General features: G+C 65.6%; 17 protein-coding genes and 1 pseudogene. 7 read left to right on the top strand and 11 right to left on the bottom strand.

The genetic code is table 11. The features are described from left to right. Positions 1 to 55: 55 nt before the first annotated feature. On the top strand, positions 56 to 445 hold the full coding sequence (locus tag B8446_RS09540; protein ID WP_241767728.1) for a hypothetical protein: 390 nt from the start codon (positions 56 to 58) through the stop codon (positions 443 to 445). 18 nt (positions 446 to 463) lie between these two features. Here B8446_RS09540 and B8446_RS09535 read toward each other — a convergent pair whose 3' ends face one another. The 5 genes from B8446_RS09535 to B8446_RS09515 form a co-directional block, all read right to left on the bottom strand. Then, positions 464 to 1,456, bottom strand: coding sequence for an SDR family oxidoreductase (locus tag B8446_RS09535; protein WP_048849130.1), 993 nt, complete (start codon positions 1,454 to 1,456; stop codon positions 464 to 466). 8 nt (positions 1,457 to 1,464) lie between these two features. Then, positions 1,465 to 2,043: a YqaA family protein gene (locus tag B8446_RS09530; RefSeq protein ID WP_048849156.1), complete on the bottom strand. Its 579-nt coding sequence runs from the start codon at positions 2,041 to 2,043 to the stop codon at positions 1,465 to 1,467. A gap of 170 nt (positions 2,044 to 2,213) precedes the next feature. Beyond that, positions 2,214 to 3,785: an ATP-binding protein gene (locus tag B8446_RS09525; protein ID WP_241767727.1), complete on the bottom strand. Its 1,572-nt coding sequence runs from the start codon at positions 3,783 to 3,785 to the stop codon at positions 2,214 to 2,216. Next, positions 3,785 to 4,504 carry a response regulator gene (locus B8446_RS09520; RefSeq protein WP_048849129.1) on the bottom strand — a complete coding sequence of 240 codons (720 nt, stop codon included), beginning with the start codon at positions 4,502 to 4,504 and terminating at the stop codon, positions 3,785 to 3,787. The genes B8446_RS09525 and B8446_RS09520 overlap by 1 nt, the downstream gene beginning before the upstream one ends. 85 nt (positions 4,505 to 4,589) lie before the next feature. Beyond that, positions 4,590 to 5,624 (bottom strand): cysteine synthase A, encoded by a 1,035-nt coding sequence (locus B8446_RS09515; protein ID WP_048849128.1) that lies wholly within the window; start codon positions 5,622 to 5,624, stop codon positions 4,590 to 4,592. 93 nt (positions 5,625 to 5,717) lie between these two features. Here B8446_RS09515 and B8446_RS09510 point away from each other — a divergent pair, with 93 nt between their 5' ends. Next, positions 5,718 to 6,128 carry a rhodanese-like domain-containing protein gene (locus B8446_RS09510; RefSeq protein ID WP_048849127.1) on the top strand — a complete coding sequence of 137 codons (411 nt, stop codon included), beginning with the start codon at positions 5,718 to 5,720 and terminating at the stop codon, positions 6,126 to 6,128. A 31-nt stretch (positions 6,129 to 6,159) separates the two neighbouring features. On the opposite strand, the pseudogene B8446_RS09505 reads toward B8446_RS09510, so the two are convergent. The 3 genes and pseudogenes from B8446_RS09505 to mtnA form a co-directional block, all read right to left on the bottom strand. After that, positions 6,160 to 6,942: pseudogene (locus B8446_RS09505) on the bottom strand (SDR family oxidoreductase). A gap of 162 nt (positions 6,943 to 7,104) precedes the next feature. After that, positions 7,105 to 8,028: a DUF2272 domain-containing protein gene (locus B8446_RS09500; RefSeq protein ID WP_048849126.1), complete on the bottom strand. Its 924-nt coding sequence runs from the start codon at positions 8,026 to 8,028 to the stop codon at positions 7,105 to 7,107. A gap of 120 nt (positions 8,029 to 8,148) precedes the next feature. Continuing rightward, positions 8,149 to 9,264: an S-methyl-5-thioribose-1-phosphate isomerase gene (gene mtnA, locus B8446_RS09495; RefSeq protein ID WP_048849125.1), complete on the bottom strand. Its 1,116-nt coding sequence runs from the start codon at positions 9,262 to 9,264 to the stop codon at positions 8,149 to 8,151. Between the two features lie 419 nt (positions 9,265 to 9,683). On the opposite strand from mtnA, the gene B8446_RS09485 reads away from it, so the two are divergent. After that, positions 9,684 to 10,376, top strand: a complete 693-nt coding sequence (locus B8446_RS09485) for a hypothetical protein (protein WP_148505936.1) — start codon at positions 9,684 to 9,686, stop codon at positions 10,374 to 10,376. A 170-nt stretch (positions 10,377 to 10,546) separates the two neighbouring features. Here B8446_RS09485 and B8446_RS09480 read toward each other — a convergent pair whose 3' ends face one another. Genes B8446_RS09480 through B8446_RS09470 form a run of 3 tightly spaced genes read right to left on the bottom strand, consistent with a single transcriptional unit; the run spans position 10,547 to position 13,466 of the window. Further along, a complete protein-coding gene (locus B8446_RS09480) occupies positions 10,547 to 11,491 on the bottom strand; it encodes a hypothetical protein (RefSeq protein WP_048849123.1) in 945 nt (314 codons plus the stop codon). Positions 11,492 to 11,520: 29 nt separating this feature from the next. Next, a complete protein-coding gene (locus B8446_RS09475; RefSeq protein ID WP_048849122.1) occupies positions 11,521 to 12,789 on the bottom strand; it encodes an AAA family ATPase in 1,269 nt (422 codons plus the stop codon). Continuing rightward, positions 12,786 to 13,466 carry a hypothetical protein gene (locus B8446_RS09470; protein WP_148505935.1) on the bottom strand — a complete coding sequence of 227 codons (681 nt, stop codon included), beginning with the start codon at positions 13,464 to 13,466 and terminating at the stop codon, positions 12,786 to 12,788. The genes B8446_RS09475 and B8446_RS09470 overlap by 4 nt, the downstream gene beginning before the upstream one ends. Positions 13,467 to 13,679: 213 nt before the next feature. On the opposite strand from B8446_RS09470, the gene rimP reads away from it, so the two are divergent. The 4 genes from rimP to B8446_RS09450 form a co-directional block, all read left to right on the top strand. Beyond that, positions 13,680 to 14,315 carry a ribosome maturation factor RimP gene (gene rimP / locus B8446_RS09465; protein ID WP_048849120.1) on the top strand — a complete coding sequence of 212 codons (636 nt, stop codon included), beginning with the start codon at positions 13,680 to 13,682 and terminating at the stop codon, positions 14,313 to 14,315. A gap of 89 nt (positions 14,316 to 14,404) precedes the next feature. Further along, a complete protein-coding gene (gene nusA, locus B8446_RS09460; RefSeq protein ID WP_048849119.1) occupies positions 14,405 to 15,970 on the top strand; it encodes a transcription termination factor NusA in 1,566 nt (521 codons plus the stop codon). 10 nt (positions 15,971 to 15,980) lie between these two features. After that, positions 15,981 to 16,646: an RNA-binding protein gene (locus tag B8446_RS09455; protein ID WP_084712232.1), complete on the top strand. Its 666-nt coding sequence runs from the start codon at positions 15,981 to 15,983 to the stop codon at positions 16,644 to 16,646. Further along, a partial coding sequence (locus tag B8446_RS09450; protein ID WP_048849118.1) for a translation initiation factor IF-2 associated domain-containing protein occupies positions 16,643 to 17,102 on the top strand: 460 nt, incomplete at its 3' end. The genes B8446_RS09455 and B8446_RS09450, both read left to right, overlap by 4 nt.

Raw genomic sequence — 17,102 nt, 5'->3', positions numbered from 1 at the left:
CGGGCTTCCGGCGATTTCAACAGAACAGATTACCAGACATCAGGAGGTGCCAGGCATGGCGCGGATGCGGGTGAGCCGTAAGGACGACGGGTCCGGCGCAGAGCTGGAATTCCTTCAGGAAAGCGGCATCGAAGGCAAGATCGAGCTGAATGTCGACCAGCTGTCACAGCTGATTGCGAGCCTGGGCGCTGCACGCGCGGGGCTGCTCGAAAATACGAAGATCCCGCCGATCGACGGGGCCAGCTTCATGCCGGTATACCGGACGAACTGGGCGCTGCAGATCGATGCGCTGACCGAAGGATCGCTGCTGGCATTCCAGCACCCCGCATATGGTCCGATCGGTCTCGTACTCGGACCCCAGGATGCGGAAATGGTCATCAAGGGCCTTCAACGGCACCGGGGCATGATCCATTCCGATCCCGGAGCTGCCCGCAAGCCAAGCTGAGCTCGGTGTTGCGCCGGTCTAGCGGCGTCTGCGCAGGAGCCAGGTCGAGAGTGCAGCTGCGACGGCGATAAGGCCGAGGCGCAGACCTGGCGTCACGATGGCAGGCTGTGCTCTCTCGCTACGAAATCCTACCGTCTCGAATGCGCCATGTGCCGCAAACGCGCCGGCTGGACTCTCGAGAAGCGTATCCGGGGCGTCGGCCTGCAGATCTTCATGCCGATCGACCTGTGCCGAGATGGCGGAACGGGCCAGCCAGCGATCGCGCATGCCGGGCAGAAGCGCTGTCAGGATGCCATGATGGGCTCCGCGCAGCCCGAGCCAGATGTCGCGCTGGCCACCGAACGCCGCACGCACGATGGCGAGCGCCGCAGCTTCGGGCTCATAGGGCGTGCCGTAGGGGCGCAGGGCGTGGCCCGTGCGGTTCCGGCTCCAGCCAAGGCGCGGCGTATTGATGCTGGGCAGATGCACGACGGTGACGTCGATACGATCGCCATGGGCGATCAGCTCGGGACGCAGTGAATCCGAAAACGCCTCGATGGCGGCGTGGGCCGCGTTGCCCGCTGCATGGAGCGGCAGCCCGCGCAGCTGCGGCATGAGGCCGAGATTGATGATCCGCCCGCGGCCCCGCCTGCGCATGCGCGAAAGCGCCGCGCGTGTTCCCAGCACGGTGCCCAGATAGGTCACGCGCATGCTCTGCACAATGTCGTCGGCCGCCAGATCCGAAACCGCGCCAATGGCCGAAGCACCCGCCGCGTTGATCCAGATCGCGATCGGACCAAGCTCCGTTTCGATCCGGTCGGCCGCATCCTCAAGCGCCTGCTCGGACGTGACGTCTGCCACGTACGTGGCAACCCGGACATGATGGCCGTCCAGTTCTGCCGCCGCATCGGACAGGCGATCCGCATTGCGGCCGAGAAGCGCTATATCGCATCCGGCTTCGGCCAGCGTGCGCACTACGGCCCGGCCGATGCCCGCTCCCGCTCCGGTGACGACGGCGATGGGATGGGTCATGTGGGCTCCTACAACCATTTCACGGCTGCAACGCCGCCGATCACCAGAATCAGGAAGCCCAGCAGCACGACTGTCAAGCGTCCGGCAATGAAAGCCTCGATCCGTGGACCGAACAGACGCAGCAGCAGCGCTTCAAGGAAGAAGCGGCCGCCGCGCGTCACAATGCAGGCCACGAAGAACGGCAAAAGCGCGAAATGGGCCGCCCCGGCTGCGATCGTCACGATCTTGAACGGGATGGGGGTCAGCCCCTTGGCGAGGATGATCCACACGCCGTACTGCCGGAAGCGCGCCTGCAGCAAGGCAAGGGTCGCCTCTGCGTGATATGCATGCACGATCGGCAGGGCCACATGCTGCAGCAGAAACGCGCCGATCACCCAGCCCAGCAATCCGCCCAGAACGCTGCCCAGCGTGCAGACGAATGCAAGCCACCACGCCCGATCCAGCTGCGCCAGAACCATCGGGATCAGCATCAGGTCGACGGGGATAGGGAAGACCGAGGCTTCGGCGAATGCGATCGCGAACAGCCACCAGACAGCATGGGGTGAGGCCGCAAGAGCCTGTATACGGGCATAAAGACGGTCGAGCACGGGCACTCCAGCGGTCATGGCCTGTGATCATGGCAGGGAGCGGCCACGTGAGGGGGCCGATACCACGGGACAGACCCCGCGAACAGGCGCGCAAGCCCTTGGCGCACGCGTGTCCTGTCACCACGGATGTTGCAGGAACTGCCATTCAGAGTGGCGGCACGGCCCCGGACTCAGGCGATCAGCGTCAGCACGACCCTCAGTCCCCCACCGGCGCGGTTCTGCAGGATCACGTCACCACCCTGGCCGCGCACGATGGTGCGCGCGATCGAAAGGCCGAGACCCGTCCCGCCTGTTTCGCGATTGCGGCTCGTCTCCGCGCGGACGAACGGCTCGAACATGCGTTCGAGATCGGCTTCCGGCAGACCCGGGCCGTCGTCCTCGATCAGGACACGGACCGTGTTTTCGCCATTGCGGCTGCGCTTCGGCGCAGCCAGCGTGACATGCGCGCTGCCGCCATATTTCAGGGCATTGAGGATGAGATTGGCCAATGCCCGTTTCAGCGCGAACGACTGCGCGCGGATCGTGACCGCCTGCTCGGGAGCCGTGAACGATACGCGCTCGGCATCTTCCGGGCGGCTCTCCACGCTCTCGTCGAGGATGGTCTGCAGCAGCGCCGTCAGGTCGATCGCGCTCACCGGTTCGCGGGAAGCGCTGTCGCGGCCGAAGGCAAGTGTTGCTGCGACCATGGCCTCCATCTCGTCGAGATCGGCGAGGAATTTATCCCGCAGTTCATCGTCGTCGATGAATTCGGCGCGGAGCTTGAGGCGGGTGATCGGCGTCCGTAGATCGTGGCCGATCGCCGTCAGCATCAGCGTGCGATCGGTCACGAAGCGACGGATGCGGCTCGCCATCGTGTTGAAGGCGAGGGCCGCGCGCCGGATTTCGGCCGGGCCATCCTCCGGCAGCGGCGGCGCATCCACATTGCGACCGAGCGCTTCTGCTGCGCGTGCCAGCGTGCCCACCGGCGCGATCAGGCGGTTGGCGCCCCACACGATGAGGGCGCCCCCACAGACCGTCATCAGGCAGAATGCGATGATGAAGGTCGCCGAGCCGAACAGGGAGGAAGCCGGCAGCCTGAAATGAACGATGACCCAGCGCGGTTCATCGGGCAGCAGCAGGGAGACCGATCGCTGGCGGCTCGCACCATAGGCCGAGATCTCGATGCGGCGCGGCCACGCGCTGCCGGGCAGCGCCGAGAACGTCGCCAGAGGCCAGTTCGGGTGCCCCAGATGCATGAAAGGCGGCCCGTCCTCGGGATCGAAGGGGCCGCCCGGCGGATGCGGACCCTCGAACGGGGGCCGCATCGGTCCGCCATTGTCGGGCATCATGCCCGGGCCGCCCGGCGGGTGCAGATCCGGCCGGTCGGGCGGTAGTCTGCCCAGCATTGGCTCCAGCGCGAGCAGCGGCACGCCATGGGCGTGTGAATCCGGCTTGTTCGAGAGCTCGACGGTGAAGCCGAAGGGGGTGCGGATATTGGACGTGATCTGGGGGCGGACCGCCGCCGGCGACTCGGCAACCGTGCGATAGATCGCACCGACACGGGTTTCGGCCTCGCGTAGTGCCATGCGATCCGAAATCGCGACGTGGTCGATGGCATGGATCGCAAGGCCTGCCGCCTGCACGATGCCAAGACCCACGATCAGGAGCAGGCTCGTACGCGCGGCAAGCGAGCGCGGCATCAGGTGCAACCGGCGGAAGCGAGACGCCTCAGGACGCGTCTCGTCCCCCGTCAGTGCGGACATCAGACCCGTTCGACCTCGGTGGCCAGAACATAGCCGCCGCCGCGCACGGTCTTAATGACCTGCGCGTTGCGCCCGTCATCCTCGAGCTTGCGACGCAGGCGAGACACGGCAACGTCGATCGCGCGATCGAACGGCCCGGCCTGTCGGCCGCGCAGCAGTTCCAGCAGCATATCGCGCGTCAGCACGCGGTTGGCGCGGTCCAGAAGCGCAACCAGCAGATCATATTCGCCGCCCGTCAGCGGCACTTCCGTTCCATCCGGGTTCAGCAGGCGGCGGCGGCTTGGCTCGAGCGTCCAGCCCGAAAACCGCACGAGGCGGGTATCGGCGGCCTGCTTCTTCTCCGCCGTCTCGGCCGTGCGGCGCAGCACCGCGCGGATCCGCGCCAGCAGCTCGCGCGGATTGAAGGGCTTGGCGACGTAATCGTCGGCACCGAATTCGAGCCCGATGATCCGGTCGGTCTCGTCGCTCATGGCGGTGAGCATGATGATCGGCACGTTGTCCTGGCTGCGCAGCCAGCGTGCGACATCGAGACCGCTCTCACCCGGCAGCATGAGATCGAGCACGACGAGCTGGTAATGCCCGGCCGTCCACGCTCGCCGCGCCTCGCGTCCGTCGCGGGCCGCTGTGACGCGGAAATGGTTGCGCTCGAGGAAGCGGCTCAGCAGCTCCCGGATCTCGCGGTCGTCATCGACGATCAACAGGTGAGGAATGGTTTCCATACCCATCGCCTATACCATGTCTTCAAGCGGTCTTTCGACGCGTTGCACTCTGTTTCATCACGAGACTGATCTTTAACCGCCGGTATCAGAGCCACTCGGGAACAGGCAGGTCCTTCGCCCGCAGGAACTCCGGATTGAACAGTTTGGATTGATACCGTGCGCCGCCATCGCACAGGATCGTCGCGACGCGATGACCCGGACCCAGACGGCGCGCGACCCTGATCGCGGCTGCAACATTGATGCCGGCCGACCCGCCCACTGACAGGCCTTCATCGCGCAGGAGCTCGAACACCTGGGTCAGCGCCTCGGGATCCGGAATGCGTTCGGCGTCGTCGATCGCAATCCCTTCGAGGTTGCCCGGCACGCGCGACTGGCCGATTCCTTCGGTGACGGAACTACCGCTGATGCTGAGGTCATCGCTCTTGACCCAGCCATAGAGCCCGGAACCTTCCGGGTCCGCCAGCACGATCTGCGGACGCGGGCGTCCGGCCTTCGTCGCCAGGTCGTCCAGTCCAAGCGCCACGCCGGCCAGTGTCCCGCCCGTGCCGCAGGCACAGGTGAATGCATCGATCCGGCCATCCATCTGATGCCAGATCTCGGGCGCGGTCGTGGCGCGATGGCCTTCGCGATTGGCGATATTGTCGAACTGGTTGGCCCAGACGGCGCCGAGCTCTTCGGCCAGACGCTTGGAGTAATGAACATAATTGCCCGGGTCGCGGTACGGCTTGGCCGGTATGAGACGCAGATCCGCGCCGATCATGCGCAGGAAGTCCAGCTTCTCGCGGCTTTGCGTCTCCGGCACGACGATGACGCTTCTATAGCCGCGGGCATTGGCCACCAGCGTCAGCCCGATCCCGGTGTTGCCTGCCGTGCCTTCGACGATCGTCCCGCCCGGCTTCAGCGCGCCGCTGCGCTCGGCTGCCGTAATAATGGCGAGGGCCGCGCGATCCTTCACCGATCCGCCGGGGTTCATGAACTCGGCCTTGCCGAAAATCTCGCAGCCTGTGATGTCGGAGGCGCGCTTCAGACGGATCAGGGGCGTACCGCCGATTGCGTCCGTCATGCCGGCACTCGTGCTGGACCATCCGGTGGACTGCGCGTCAATCGGGCTGTGTGTCATCAAAAGCCGGCCTCTTTGCTGTTCGGTTCGTGGAGCCTATCGTCAACGCCGGATCAGACCTCCAGGTCGACAGCCAGTTAAGGAATTTCACATATGATCGCACAGATCAGCGCGCAACAGACGTGGGAGGCGCTGAAAGATGCGCCCGATGCCGTTCTGGTCGACGTGCGCACCCCGATGGAATGGCAGCAGGTCGGGCTGCCGGATCTTGCATCGCTCGGCCGGCCCGTAGCCACATTGACGTGGCAGCCCGGCACCGAAGCCGCGTTTGCGGCCGCGTTGACGCAGGCCGTCCCGGCGCGCGAGACGCCGCTTTATTTCATCTGCCGCTCGGGTGCGCGCTCGCAATCCGCGTCGCTGCTGGCCGAATATCTCGGCTATGCGCATGTTCACAACGTGGCGGATGGCTTCGAGGGACCGCCGGACGAGACCGGCCAGCGTGGCCGCGTCATGGGCTGGCAGGCCGCCGGACTGCCGAGCCGCACGCCATCCACAGGCACATAACGCTCCCCGTAGATCTTGATCGCCGGGAGCGCTAACCGCCCGGCGATGCCGCGGAGCCGGCCAGCAGACCACCATCGATGTTGATTTCCGTGCCTGTCATGTAGGCGGCCTCGTCCAACGCCAGCATGACCGCGACTGCGGCTACTTCGTCCGGCAGGCCGAACCGCTTCAGTGGCGTGTCGGCGACGAACGCGCTCATGCGCGCTTCCCGGTCCGGGCCGGTGCCGAGCACGGGCTCCCAGATCGGCGTCAGGATTGCCGCGGGATGGATGGAGTTGCAGCGGATGGTCTATCCCTGCTGCGCGCAATACAGCGCGACAGTCTTGGTGTGATTGCGTATGGCGGCCTTCGATGCGGCGTAGGCCGCTGCCATCGGAATGCCGACAAGGCCGGAACGCGACGAGATGTTGATGATCGAACCGGCACCGCGCGCTTTCATGGCCCCGATCGCATAGCGACAGCCGAGAAATGTCCCGTCGAGATTGACCCGGTGCACGGCGCGCCAGTCCTCCAGGCGCGCATGCTCTGGGTCATGGGCGACCATGCCCTGTTCGAAACCGGTAATGCCCGCATTGTTGACGACGACGTCGGCCTGCGGAATCCGTTCAGCCAGTCGTTGCCAGGCGTCCTCGTCGGCCACGTCGAGAGCCTCGAACCGGCATCCGATCTCGTCCGCTGTGGCGGCCCCGTGGATGTCGTCGATGTCGGTCCCGACGACAATGCCGCCTTCGTCATGAGAGCGTGCTGCGATCGCGCGGCCGATCCCGCGCGCAGCGCCCGTCACGACGCATGTTTTCCCCGTCAGTCTCGGCATGATGCTGTCCGGGTGCAGGGTCTTGGGAGGGCGGTGGATACCGCCGGTTCCTCGTTTTGCCGCGTCAGCGGTGACCCCTGTTCATGCCACTTTCTCCCTCGAGTCCGGCTTTTCAATTTGTGGGCAACGCGTCAGGGAACCTGACGATTGCCCGGTCGACGCCTATTGCCCCGCGCCGGGCTCGAAATCGGCGTCGTAGAGAACTTCGAGAATGACGGCCCATGGATAGCGGTTGTCGATGATCTTCCCGTCGTCCCCGATCAGCGCGCCGGTGGGCGATGTCGGCACGTGCGTCAGCGTCACCGCGTCGTCCACGTTGCCGCCGATGATGCTCAGCTCGTGTCCGAACGGCGGCGCGTTCTGGTTGACGGCGACGACGAAGCCGCAATGCGCCGGAAACCCGTAGGATGTCGGAAGCATCGCGAATGTGACCGTCTTGCTGCGTCCACGACCGACACACAGGAGATCACCAAGTTTCGGAATGTAGGTCGCCGGGTCATGCGCACGCAGGCCGGGCGACTGACCGGACACGGCGGCATTGATATAGGTCGAATGGTTGGGCGAATAGGGAAAGCGGTCGTTCGCGCCAGCCACGCGCATGACATAGGAAATGAAGGCCGCCGACCATGCGTAACGCCCGTCGTTCTCGGGTGCGAACGGCGTGCCGTCGGCATCCGTCTTGCCGGTCCAGTTCACCTCGGTTTCATAAGGATCCTGTCCGATCCACCAATATTCGCCAATCCGCTGCCACAGACCTGGAATCCGCTCGGGCTTGAGGGCCGGGATTGCCGCATCGGGTCGCGCTTCAGGATCGTCATCGTCCACCGGGCTTCCGAACATGCGCCACTCGCGCATGGCGATGGCGGGCACATCCTGACGGTTGAACGGCACGAAGTTGCGACTTGCAAAATCCGGCACGTGATCGTCAGCCCCGACGGGGCCGGGCCCGGTGCGATATTGGGCGACCGGCGTCTGGACCGGCCGGGGAGAAGGCTTCGGCGTTTCCGCGCATCCCGCAAGAGCGGTCAGGGTCAGCAACGCACAGGACGGGGCAAGAGAAGAACGGGGCAGGGGAAAGCGCGGCATGGTCACTCCGTCAGGCGGGCCGGCGTTGGCGCCGGAAGTCCCGCAAGGCGGAGACGACCCTAAAGCAGATTGCGCGTTTTGAAACGGTCAGCGGATCGTCTTCCGGACGAGACGCGCCGGTCAGGCACGCTCGGGGAACATCGCTTCCAGGGCCTCGCGGCTCGCGGCGCAGCGGCCGCGTTCCGTCAGAAGGCCACTGACCAGACGTGCAGGTGTCACGTCGAACGCCGGATTGGCCGCAGGCGTTCCGTCCGGCGCCACACGAACCGACGTCGGCCGACCATCAGCGCCCAGACCCTGCACATCCAGGACCTCGGAAGCCGAGCGTTCCTCGATCGGGATGTCGCGCACACCGTCTTCCAGCGTCCAGTCGATCGTGGTCGATGGCAGCGCCACCCAGAACGGGACTTCGTTGTCGAAGGCAGCCAGCGCCTTGAGATAAGTGCCGATCTTGTTGGCCACATCGCCGCTGCGCGTCACGCGGTCGCACCCGACAATGACGAGATCGACATCGCGGCGCTGCATCAGATGACCGCCTGCATTGTCGGCAACCAGCGTATGCGGGACACCGTGGCGGCCAAGCTCCCAGGCCGTGAGCAACGCGCCTTGGTTGCGCGGCCGGGTCTCGTCCACCCACACATGAACCGGCAGGCCCGCATCATGGGCAAGGTAGATCGGTGCCAGCGCGGTTCCCCAATCCACGGTCGCAATCCAGCCGGCGTTGCAGTGCGTCAGGACATTGATCCGGCCGGCACCGGAATTTCCGGAACGTGCCTGCTTGGCAGACCAGATTTCACGGATCAGTTCGAGGCCATGCTGGCCGATCGCCTCGTTCGTCGCGACGTCCTCGTCACAGATGGTAGCCGCTTCCATGTAAGCGGCTTCGACGCGTGCCGCCGGCGGCAGGGGGCGCAGATGGCGCAGCATCCGGTCGATCGCCCAGACGAGATTGATCGCCGTCGGACGCGTTGCCGCCAACATCGCCGCGTTAGACTCCAGACTTTCGTTGGACGGATCCCTCGTCAGCGCCAGGACGAGACCATAGACGGCAACCGCGCCGATCAGCGGCGCACCACGCACCTGCATGGTGCGGATCGCATGGGCGACCTCGTCCTGATGGCGCAGATCCAGCCTGACCAGTGACCACGGTAGCTTCGTCTGGTCGAAGATATGCACACAGGTCCGGTCTTCGGCATCGAGCCATACACTACGATAGGGCGTTCCATCGATTTTCATGAGGTGTCCTTGTTCCGGCCCAGGGCCCGCGGCTGCAATTTCGGGAAGCTGCCCGCCATGTGCCCTGCCTCAGCGCGATTTTCAAGGATCAGACAGTGTGAAGATGCGGTGAACACAGGCCGGCCGGCGGCGGAATGCCCGATCGCGGTCATGAAGACATGCGCATGCCGGGCAAATTGCGTCCAGCGAGCGGTCAATATCACATAACGACACCGAAACAGTTCCGCGTGACTAACGGTGTTCATCAATGCGCCGTTAATCGCTCTTGACAGAGAACTAATGCGAATGCTCGCCTGTCATAAGGCGGGTGTTGGAACCCAAAGTTCTTGCAGGCGATATCATCGAATTATATGACGCCGCACCATGTGTTCCAGTCGGACCGTGCAGAACAAAGAACAGGCTAAAGGAAGTTTGTAGTCATGGCCAGGAAAGTTACGAAGTCGGCACCCGTTCCGACCGCCGCGCCGAAGGAAAAGGCACCTGCGCGACGCGGTCGTCCGCCCAAGGCGGCATCCGCCGAATCGATTGCGCCCGCACCTGCCGCAGCCGTCATGCCGACGAAAGCACGCAAAAAGGCATCGGCGCCCACAATCGACATCGCGCCTGTCGAGACACGTCCTGCCCGTACTGCAAAGCCCAAGGCACGCGCCGGATCTCCGGCAAAGCCTGCACCGGCCCCCGTCGAGGCGACGCCGGTCGAGACCAAGGCCAAGCGCGGTCGCAAGCCTGCCGTGAAGTCCGTCGAAGTTGTGGCACCCGCAAAGCCTGTATCTGCAAAGCCGGCGCGTCGTTCCGCTCCGAAGGCCGCGGCCCCTGCACCCAAGGCTGCACCTGCGAAGAAGACGACGACAAAGGTTGCGCCTGCAAAGGCGACATCCGCAAAGGCCGCCTCGACAAAGTCCGTTGCGCCCAAGGCGGCCCCCGCCAAGCCTGCTCGCGGCAAGAGCGCACCGGCGAAGACGCCCAAGGCGGCCCCTGCACCTGCACCCAAGGCAACCAGGGCATCCGGAAAAACCAAGACACCGTCTGCACCCGTGAAATTGACGGCGGTCGACAAGTTCCGTGCGACGAAGGCTGCCCGCAAGGCAAAGCGCGACGCACTCAAGGCCTGACGCTTCAAAAACGGATCGACGTTTTCCGCACTTGTTGGAAGGCGGACGCGTCGATCCGTAGCCGGACGGGTTTTGCCGGCTCATGTTCCGGCATGGACACGGGTCATACTGCGTCGCTGTTGTCACAAGCAGACAGGCCAACCCCGGATGCGCCGGGCGGCGGTGCGGTATCAGTGCACCGCAGGTGCCGCCGGGTCCATCGTCAGGCTGTCAGGAATAGTTGTCGGATCGAGCGTGCCTGCATGGCCCCGCTCAAGGATCGGCGCCCACTCTTGCGCCCACACACGCATACGATCCACGAAATGGGCGGCGGCCGGCGCCCCTGCGATCGCCCCACGATCCCATTGATCGATCGGGACGGGCAGGCGGATCGTTCCCGGGGCTGCCGGGCTGAGCATGACGTCGGCCTGCTCCAGGCCAACCCCTTTCTTGGGCACGGTGGTCAGGTGCATCCACCGCATTGTCATGAAGAGCGGCGGGATGGGGTAACCCAGCGCGTTCAGGCGGTCGACGGCCTGGGCCACGACCGGATTGAGCGTGCCGGGTGCGTCATGCACCGGGGTTGCGCCGATGGCCCAGCAGGAGACGACGTTCTCGCCCGATGGCAGCTCGCCGCGCGCATAGGCGCGATCGTCATGACACGGTGAATCGACCGAAAGCAGGTTCGGATCAGGGATCGGCTGCGCCGTGCCCATGGCTACGACCATGCCGGATACGACGCCACGATCCGTCCTGACATACACGTCCGTCAGCATCGCGCCATTCGGTCCGGTCTGCGCCGAGAGGACCGGATGCCAGACGCCTGCGGGCAGGGGCAGCACATGGCCGCCGAACGGCACGGCACGCGTCAGCCCCTGCGTCAGGGGCAGGAAGCTGATCCGCCCGTCGCCTGGCCCCGGCGGCCCGCCGTTGCCGCCCGGTCCGGGGCCGGGTTTCGACGCGTCAGGCGCTGTCCCACCATGCAGTGCCCCTGGATGCAGTTTCCCGAGAGATGGGATGGCGCGGATGAGGTAGGCGGCCGGATAGAAGGCTGCCAGCCCGGCAAAGAAGACGGTTCCGTACACACAGAGACGCCAGAGCGGCGCGCGGCGCCAGAGTCGCGAGACAGCAGACATGAAGACGACTTTGGTTCCTGCTCAGGTCTTCAGCGGGCCATACGGCCACGCTGGGATTCGGCGTCGCTCGCGATCTCGGCCACGACGCCATGCTCGCCCGAGACGACACGTACCATGCGCGCGCCTTGCTGACGGGCGACAATCAGGCTTTCGCTGATCATGTCCTCGATCGAACGGACGAGATCGCGTGCGCTGGCCCCGGTGCCGAGGCGCGATTGCCGCTGCATCACGGTGAACAGCAGGGCAGGGTCGATCCCGCCCGGCTCAACGTGCAGCCCGTAGCTGTCGATCATCGCTTCGATCTCGAGTGCCGCGACACGGGCGAGATCGAGGCCTTCCAACGCGTGGAAGACGAAGATCCGGTCGATCCGGTTCAGGACTTCGGGCGCGAACCCGGCCTGGCGCAGGGCCTCGACCGACTCTCCACGCTGGCGATCCGGCTCCTCGGCCAATCGATCCGCAATCTCGGACAGCGCTTCGGTCGCGATGTTCGACGTCAGGATGAAGATGGCCCGCGAGGTCGAGATCAACTCGTTGTTCGACGCTTCGGTGACATGCCCGTCGTTCCAGGCCGTCAGGAACTTCTTGAGGGTATCGGGATGCGCCTTCTCGATCTCGTCGAGCAGGACGACGGCATCGGGCTTTTCCTTCAGGCCGCCGGTCAGCTTGCCGTATGTCTCGGACCCGACGAAGCCCTTCGACATGCCGAACATCTGTGTGGCGGAAACCGGGCTCGACATCTGCGTCATGTCGAAATGCAGGAGCGGACGCTCCGTTTGCCGGGCAATCTGCTTGGCGAGATACGTCTTGCCGGTGCCCGGCGGACCGGCGAGCAGGAAGACGCCCACGGGCTTGCCGCGCACCTGGAGCGCGAGGCGGCGCCGGAGCTGCTGGGCGATATCCTCGCAGACCCGATCCTGCCCGATGACGCGGGCGCGCAATGATGCGGCCAGCTCCTCGGCGTCGATCACGGTCTCTCGTTGTTCGCGTGCCATCATGTCTTCGAGGGCAGCGCGATTGGTCAGTCTGGCCAGGACGTCCATGAGGAACCCCCCTCTGCGTTTGAGGCCACGGCGAAGCAGCCGCTCGGTGCGATTGTCATACAGTAGTCCTGCAAGCGCCATCAGCGCCAGCATGGCCGCGATCACGGGGTAGGCCGGATCGGCCCGGATCACCTGGCGTTCGAGCCCCGCGAGCGACAGATGCAGCGCGATCGCGGCCTGAAGGCTCGCAAGCGCCAGGAAAATCACCATCATGACCGGCATCAGCCGGTTGAGCATGGGCAGAAGCGATCTCATTGTACGATCACGTTCACGGCGAGCCCCTGGCCCATGGCGGAAAATGTCGGCAACGCGACGGCACCGACAGGCGAGAACATGCCGACCGTCGTGCCCGAAGCGCCCGTCGGGCCGGTCGCCGCGATCTCGATCTGTCCCGTCGGCGGTATGCCCACGATCAGAAGGTGTGGTGTCGGCGTCAATGTCGCGGTCTGGGTCACGCCGGCCGAGGTGACGGAAATGACGTGTCCGCTGGCCCCGGCCGCATCGAAGACCGGCATGGTCGCAAGCTTGAGGTCACCGTCCTGCACGCCCTGCAGGAGGCGCGCCTGATCGGCCGCAGGCAGGGTGCTATGGCGCAGGGCGTTCTCAGCGTTTTCCGGTGCGATCAGAGCCAGCTGAACGGCGGAATGCGCCGTCTGCTGTGTTGCGATCTGCTGGATCGCCTGATGCTGCGCGACCGGCTGGGGCGCATCCTGCCTGCCGGCTCCGGGCATCATGTGAGCACCGACGAGCACCGTCATGGCCGCGATCGCAGCGCCGAGCGTTGCCTTCTGTGTGCCGGAATAGCGCGCATCGATCGTTTTGACCTTCGGGCGCGCCTCGGGCCAGTCATGCTGACGATCGTTGCCCGCGCGACCGTTGTCGTCGTGCGGGGCGGACAGGGTGGGGGATGTCGGCGCGCGCCACTCGTTCATGCTCTCCATGTGACCTTGCGTTTCGTCACATGGCAAGCGCATCGGAGGCGAGTGCGTTGTAAACAAATATATCGTGCCTACCCCGCGGCCTTTCGGGAGGCATGCGGAAGCAAGACTTGCACCCCGGGGAGGGATCACCTAGATAAGGCTCATTCCTTTCATCTTTCATCAGTTCTTTGGGAGGGTGGCCACCTGCGGGCCGCCTCTTTTGTCTTGGACACAGATCTGCCGCATCTCACGGGCCTCGATGCCCGCATTGCCGAACGCATCGCGCCAACGCTTGCCGATCTCGGGTTCGAACTCGTGCGCCTGTCCGTTCTCGGCCGTGAAACGCCGACGATCCAGATCATGGCCGATCGCGCCGATGGCTCGCTGATCTCGATCGAGGACTGCGAGCAGATCAGCCATGCTGTTGGCGCCGTGCTGGACGTGGATGACCCGATCCCGGGCGCTTGGTCGCTCGAAGTCTCGTCGGCCGGTATCGATCGCCCGCTGACCCGCCCGAAAGACTGGGATCGCTTCGCCGGCCATCTGGCTCGCGTGGAGCTCGACGCGCCGGTCGATGGCCGCAAGCGTTTTTCCGGCATCGTGCTGGGTGCGCGGGACGGGCATGGCATCATGCGGCTGGACGATGGCACCGAGGTTGCGCTGCCGTTCGAGCGGGTGCGCAAGGCGAGACTGGTCTTGACGGATGCGCTGATCGAGGCCAGTGCCGCGCTGATGGGCGTGCCGGCGACAGTGTCGGAGGAAGGCGAGGAGCCGGCGCCGCGGCGTCGCGCGCCGCGTCTCGATCCCCAGAAGCCGGGCGGGCCGAAGCCCGGCCGCAAGAAAGGCGGGACGCGCCACTGACGCGTCCGGAAGTTTGTTTGCGACGGCGTGACTGAGGCGCCGCCGACCGAGATCACGCGGCAAGGCGCCGCAGAGGGAGAACACCGCCGATGGACACGTCCGTCACCCGCCCCGAGCTGCTTCTGGTTGCCGATGCGGTCTCGCGCGAGAAGAACATCGACCGCGACGAGGTGCTCGAGGCGATGGAGCAGGCGATCCAGAAGGCCGGCCGCGCCAAGTACGGGCACGAGAAGGACATTCGCGCGACCATCGACCGCAAGACCGGCGAAGTCCGCCTGTCGCGCTGGACCGAGGCCGTCGAGGTGGTCGAGAACGAGGATACGCAGATCCCTCTGCATATCGCGCGCAAGTTCCGTCCCGAAATCCAGCTCGGCGAGCATCTGGTCGATCCGCTGCCTCCGATCGATTTCGGTCGTATCGCAGCCCAGACGGCCAAGCAGGTCATCGTCCAGCGCGTGCGTGAATACGAGCGCAAGAAGCAGTACGACGAGTTCAAGGATCGCGTGGGCGAGATCGTCAACGGCACGGTCAAGCGGACCGAGTACGGCAACATGATGGTCGAGATCGGCCATACCGAAGCCCTGCTGCGCCGCGACGAGCTGATCCCGCGCGAGAGCTTCCGCAACTCGGACCGCGTGCGCGCCTATATCTATGACGTGCGTGACGAGCCGCGTGGCCCGCAGATCTTCCTCAGCCGCAGCCATCCGGCGTTTCTCGCCAAACTGTTCGCGCAGGAAGTGCCGGAAATCTATGACGGCATCATCGAGATCAAGGCCGTGGCCCGTGATCCGGGATCGCGCGCGAAAATGGCCGTGATTTCGCGCGATGCCTCGATCGATCCGGTCGGTGCGTGCGTCGGCATGCGCGGATCGCGCGTGCAGGCGGTCGTGGCCGAACTGCAGGGCGAGAAGATCGACATCATTCCCTGGAGCCCGCAGGCCGCGACGTTCGTCGTGAACGCGCTGGCGCCGGCCGAGGTGACCAAGGTCGTCATGGATGAAGAGGCCGGGCGCGTCGAGGTCGTCGTGCCGGACGAGCAGCTGAGCCTTGCGATCGGTCGTCGTGGCCAGAACGTGCGTCTGGCGAGCCAGCTGACGCGCTGGGACATCGACATCCTGACGGAAGCCGAGGAATCGGAGCGCCGTCAGGAAGAGTTCCGCAAGCGCACGGGCCTGTTCGTCGAAGCACTCGACGTCGACGACGTGATTGCAAGCCTCCTGGTGACGGAAGGCTTCCATACGATCGAGGAACTGGCTTACGCCGATCCGGACGAGCTGCATAACATCGAAGGCTTCGACGAGAGCGTTGCCGAGGAGCTGATGCGTCGTGCCGAGGATTATCTCGCCGGCAAGGAGCAGGAGCTCGACGACAAGCGCCGGACTCTCGGGGTCGAGGATTCGATTGCGGAGCTGGGCGTCTTCTCGAACAAGATGCTGGTGACGCTCGGCGAAAAGGGCGTCAAGACGATCGACGATCTCGCCGATCTCGCCGGCGACGAGCTGGTCGAGATTCTGGGCGCGGACGCGATCGAGGAAGATGCCGCCAACGAGATTATCATGGCGGCACGTGCGCACTGGTTCGGTGACGAAGCAGCTGCGCCGGAAGGCGAAACTGCGGCAGCCGAGGCTGAAACGAAGGAGTCGGGCGACGTCTGATCGCACGAACATGACAGCGCCGGACGGTGACGACGATGTCGAGTCGCTGTGGCAGTCCGAGCGCGGGCCGAAGCGGCGATGCATTGTCACGCGGGAGCAGGGATCGTGCGAGCGCATGGTGCGTTTCGTCATTTCTCCCGACGCCGTGGTGGTGCCTGATCTTTCAGCAACGCTGCCCGGCCGGGGAATCTGGTTGAGTGCGACCCGGGATGTGTTAGAAACCGCCCGAGGCCGTAACCTGTTCTCCCGCGCGGCACGCGGGCGGGTGACGGTGCCGGCCGATCTGGAAAGCCAGATCGAGGCCGGTCTCCGGGAACGCATCGTGCAGACGATCAGTCTGGCACGGCGCGCGGGGCAGGCGGTCGGCGGTTTCGTCAAGTGCCGGGAGTGGATCGCATCCCGTAAGGCGGGCCTGGTCGTTCAGGCGCGCGGCGGGAGCGAAGAGGAACGGGCCCGACTGATGTCGGGCGCGAAGGATCTGCCGATCGCCCTTGTTGAGGCGACGGCTCTGGCACAGGCTTTCGGCCGCGAGCATGCGGTCTGGGCGGTGCTGGGCGAGGGGCGGCTGGCTGCCCGGCTCGCGGCCGAAAGTGAACGTTTTTGGGGGCTGACCGGCGGGTCGGCGCCGGTGCCGCGGCAGGGTTCGCGGACTGGGTTGGAACAGGCAGGTATATGAGCGAAGGCAACGAACGGGACCCCGGACGCGACAACCCCGGGCACGAGCAGGGCCAGGATCAGGGCAAGGGACGTCTGTCCCTGCGTCCGGCTGGACGGATGGAGCTCGGCCGAACGGTGGACGCGGGCTCGGTGCGTCAAAGCTTCAGCCATGGCCGCTCGAAGGTCGTGCAGGTCGAGGTGCGCAAGAAGCGGGACGGTCGTCCCCAGACGGGTGCGCCCGGTGCGCCGCAGGCGGCCGGCGGTGGCCGTCCGGGTCGCGCAGCGCCCGGTGGGCGCGCCCTGACCGCATCTGAACTCGCAACGCGTCAGCGCGTGCTCGAGGAGCAGCGCCGCGAAGCCGCGCGCCGCGAAGAAGAAAAGATTCAGATCCGCTCCGCGGCCGAAGAGGCGCAGCGTCGGGCCGAGGAAGAGCGTCGGGCTGCCGAGCAGCAGGAAGCGCAGGCAGCCGCCGCCG

The organism is Tanticharoenia sakaeratensis NBRC 103193 (assembly GCF_000963885.1).
Lineage (GTDB): Bacteria > Pseudomonadota > Alphaproteobacteria > Acetobacterales > Acetobacteraceae > Tanticharoenia > Tanticharoenia sakaeratensis.
The sequence above is the reverse complement of the archived record's forward strand: the minus strand, read 5'-3'. Positions and strand labels throughout refer to the sequence as shown.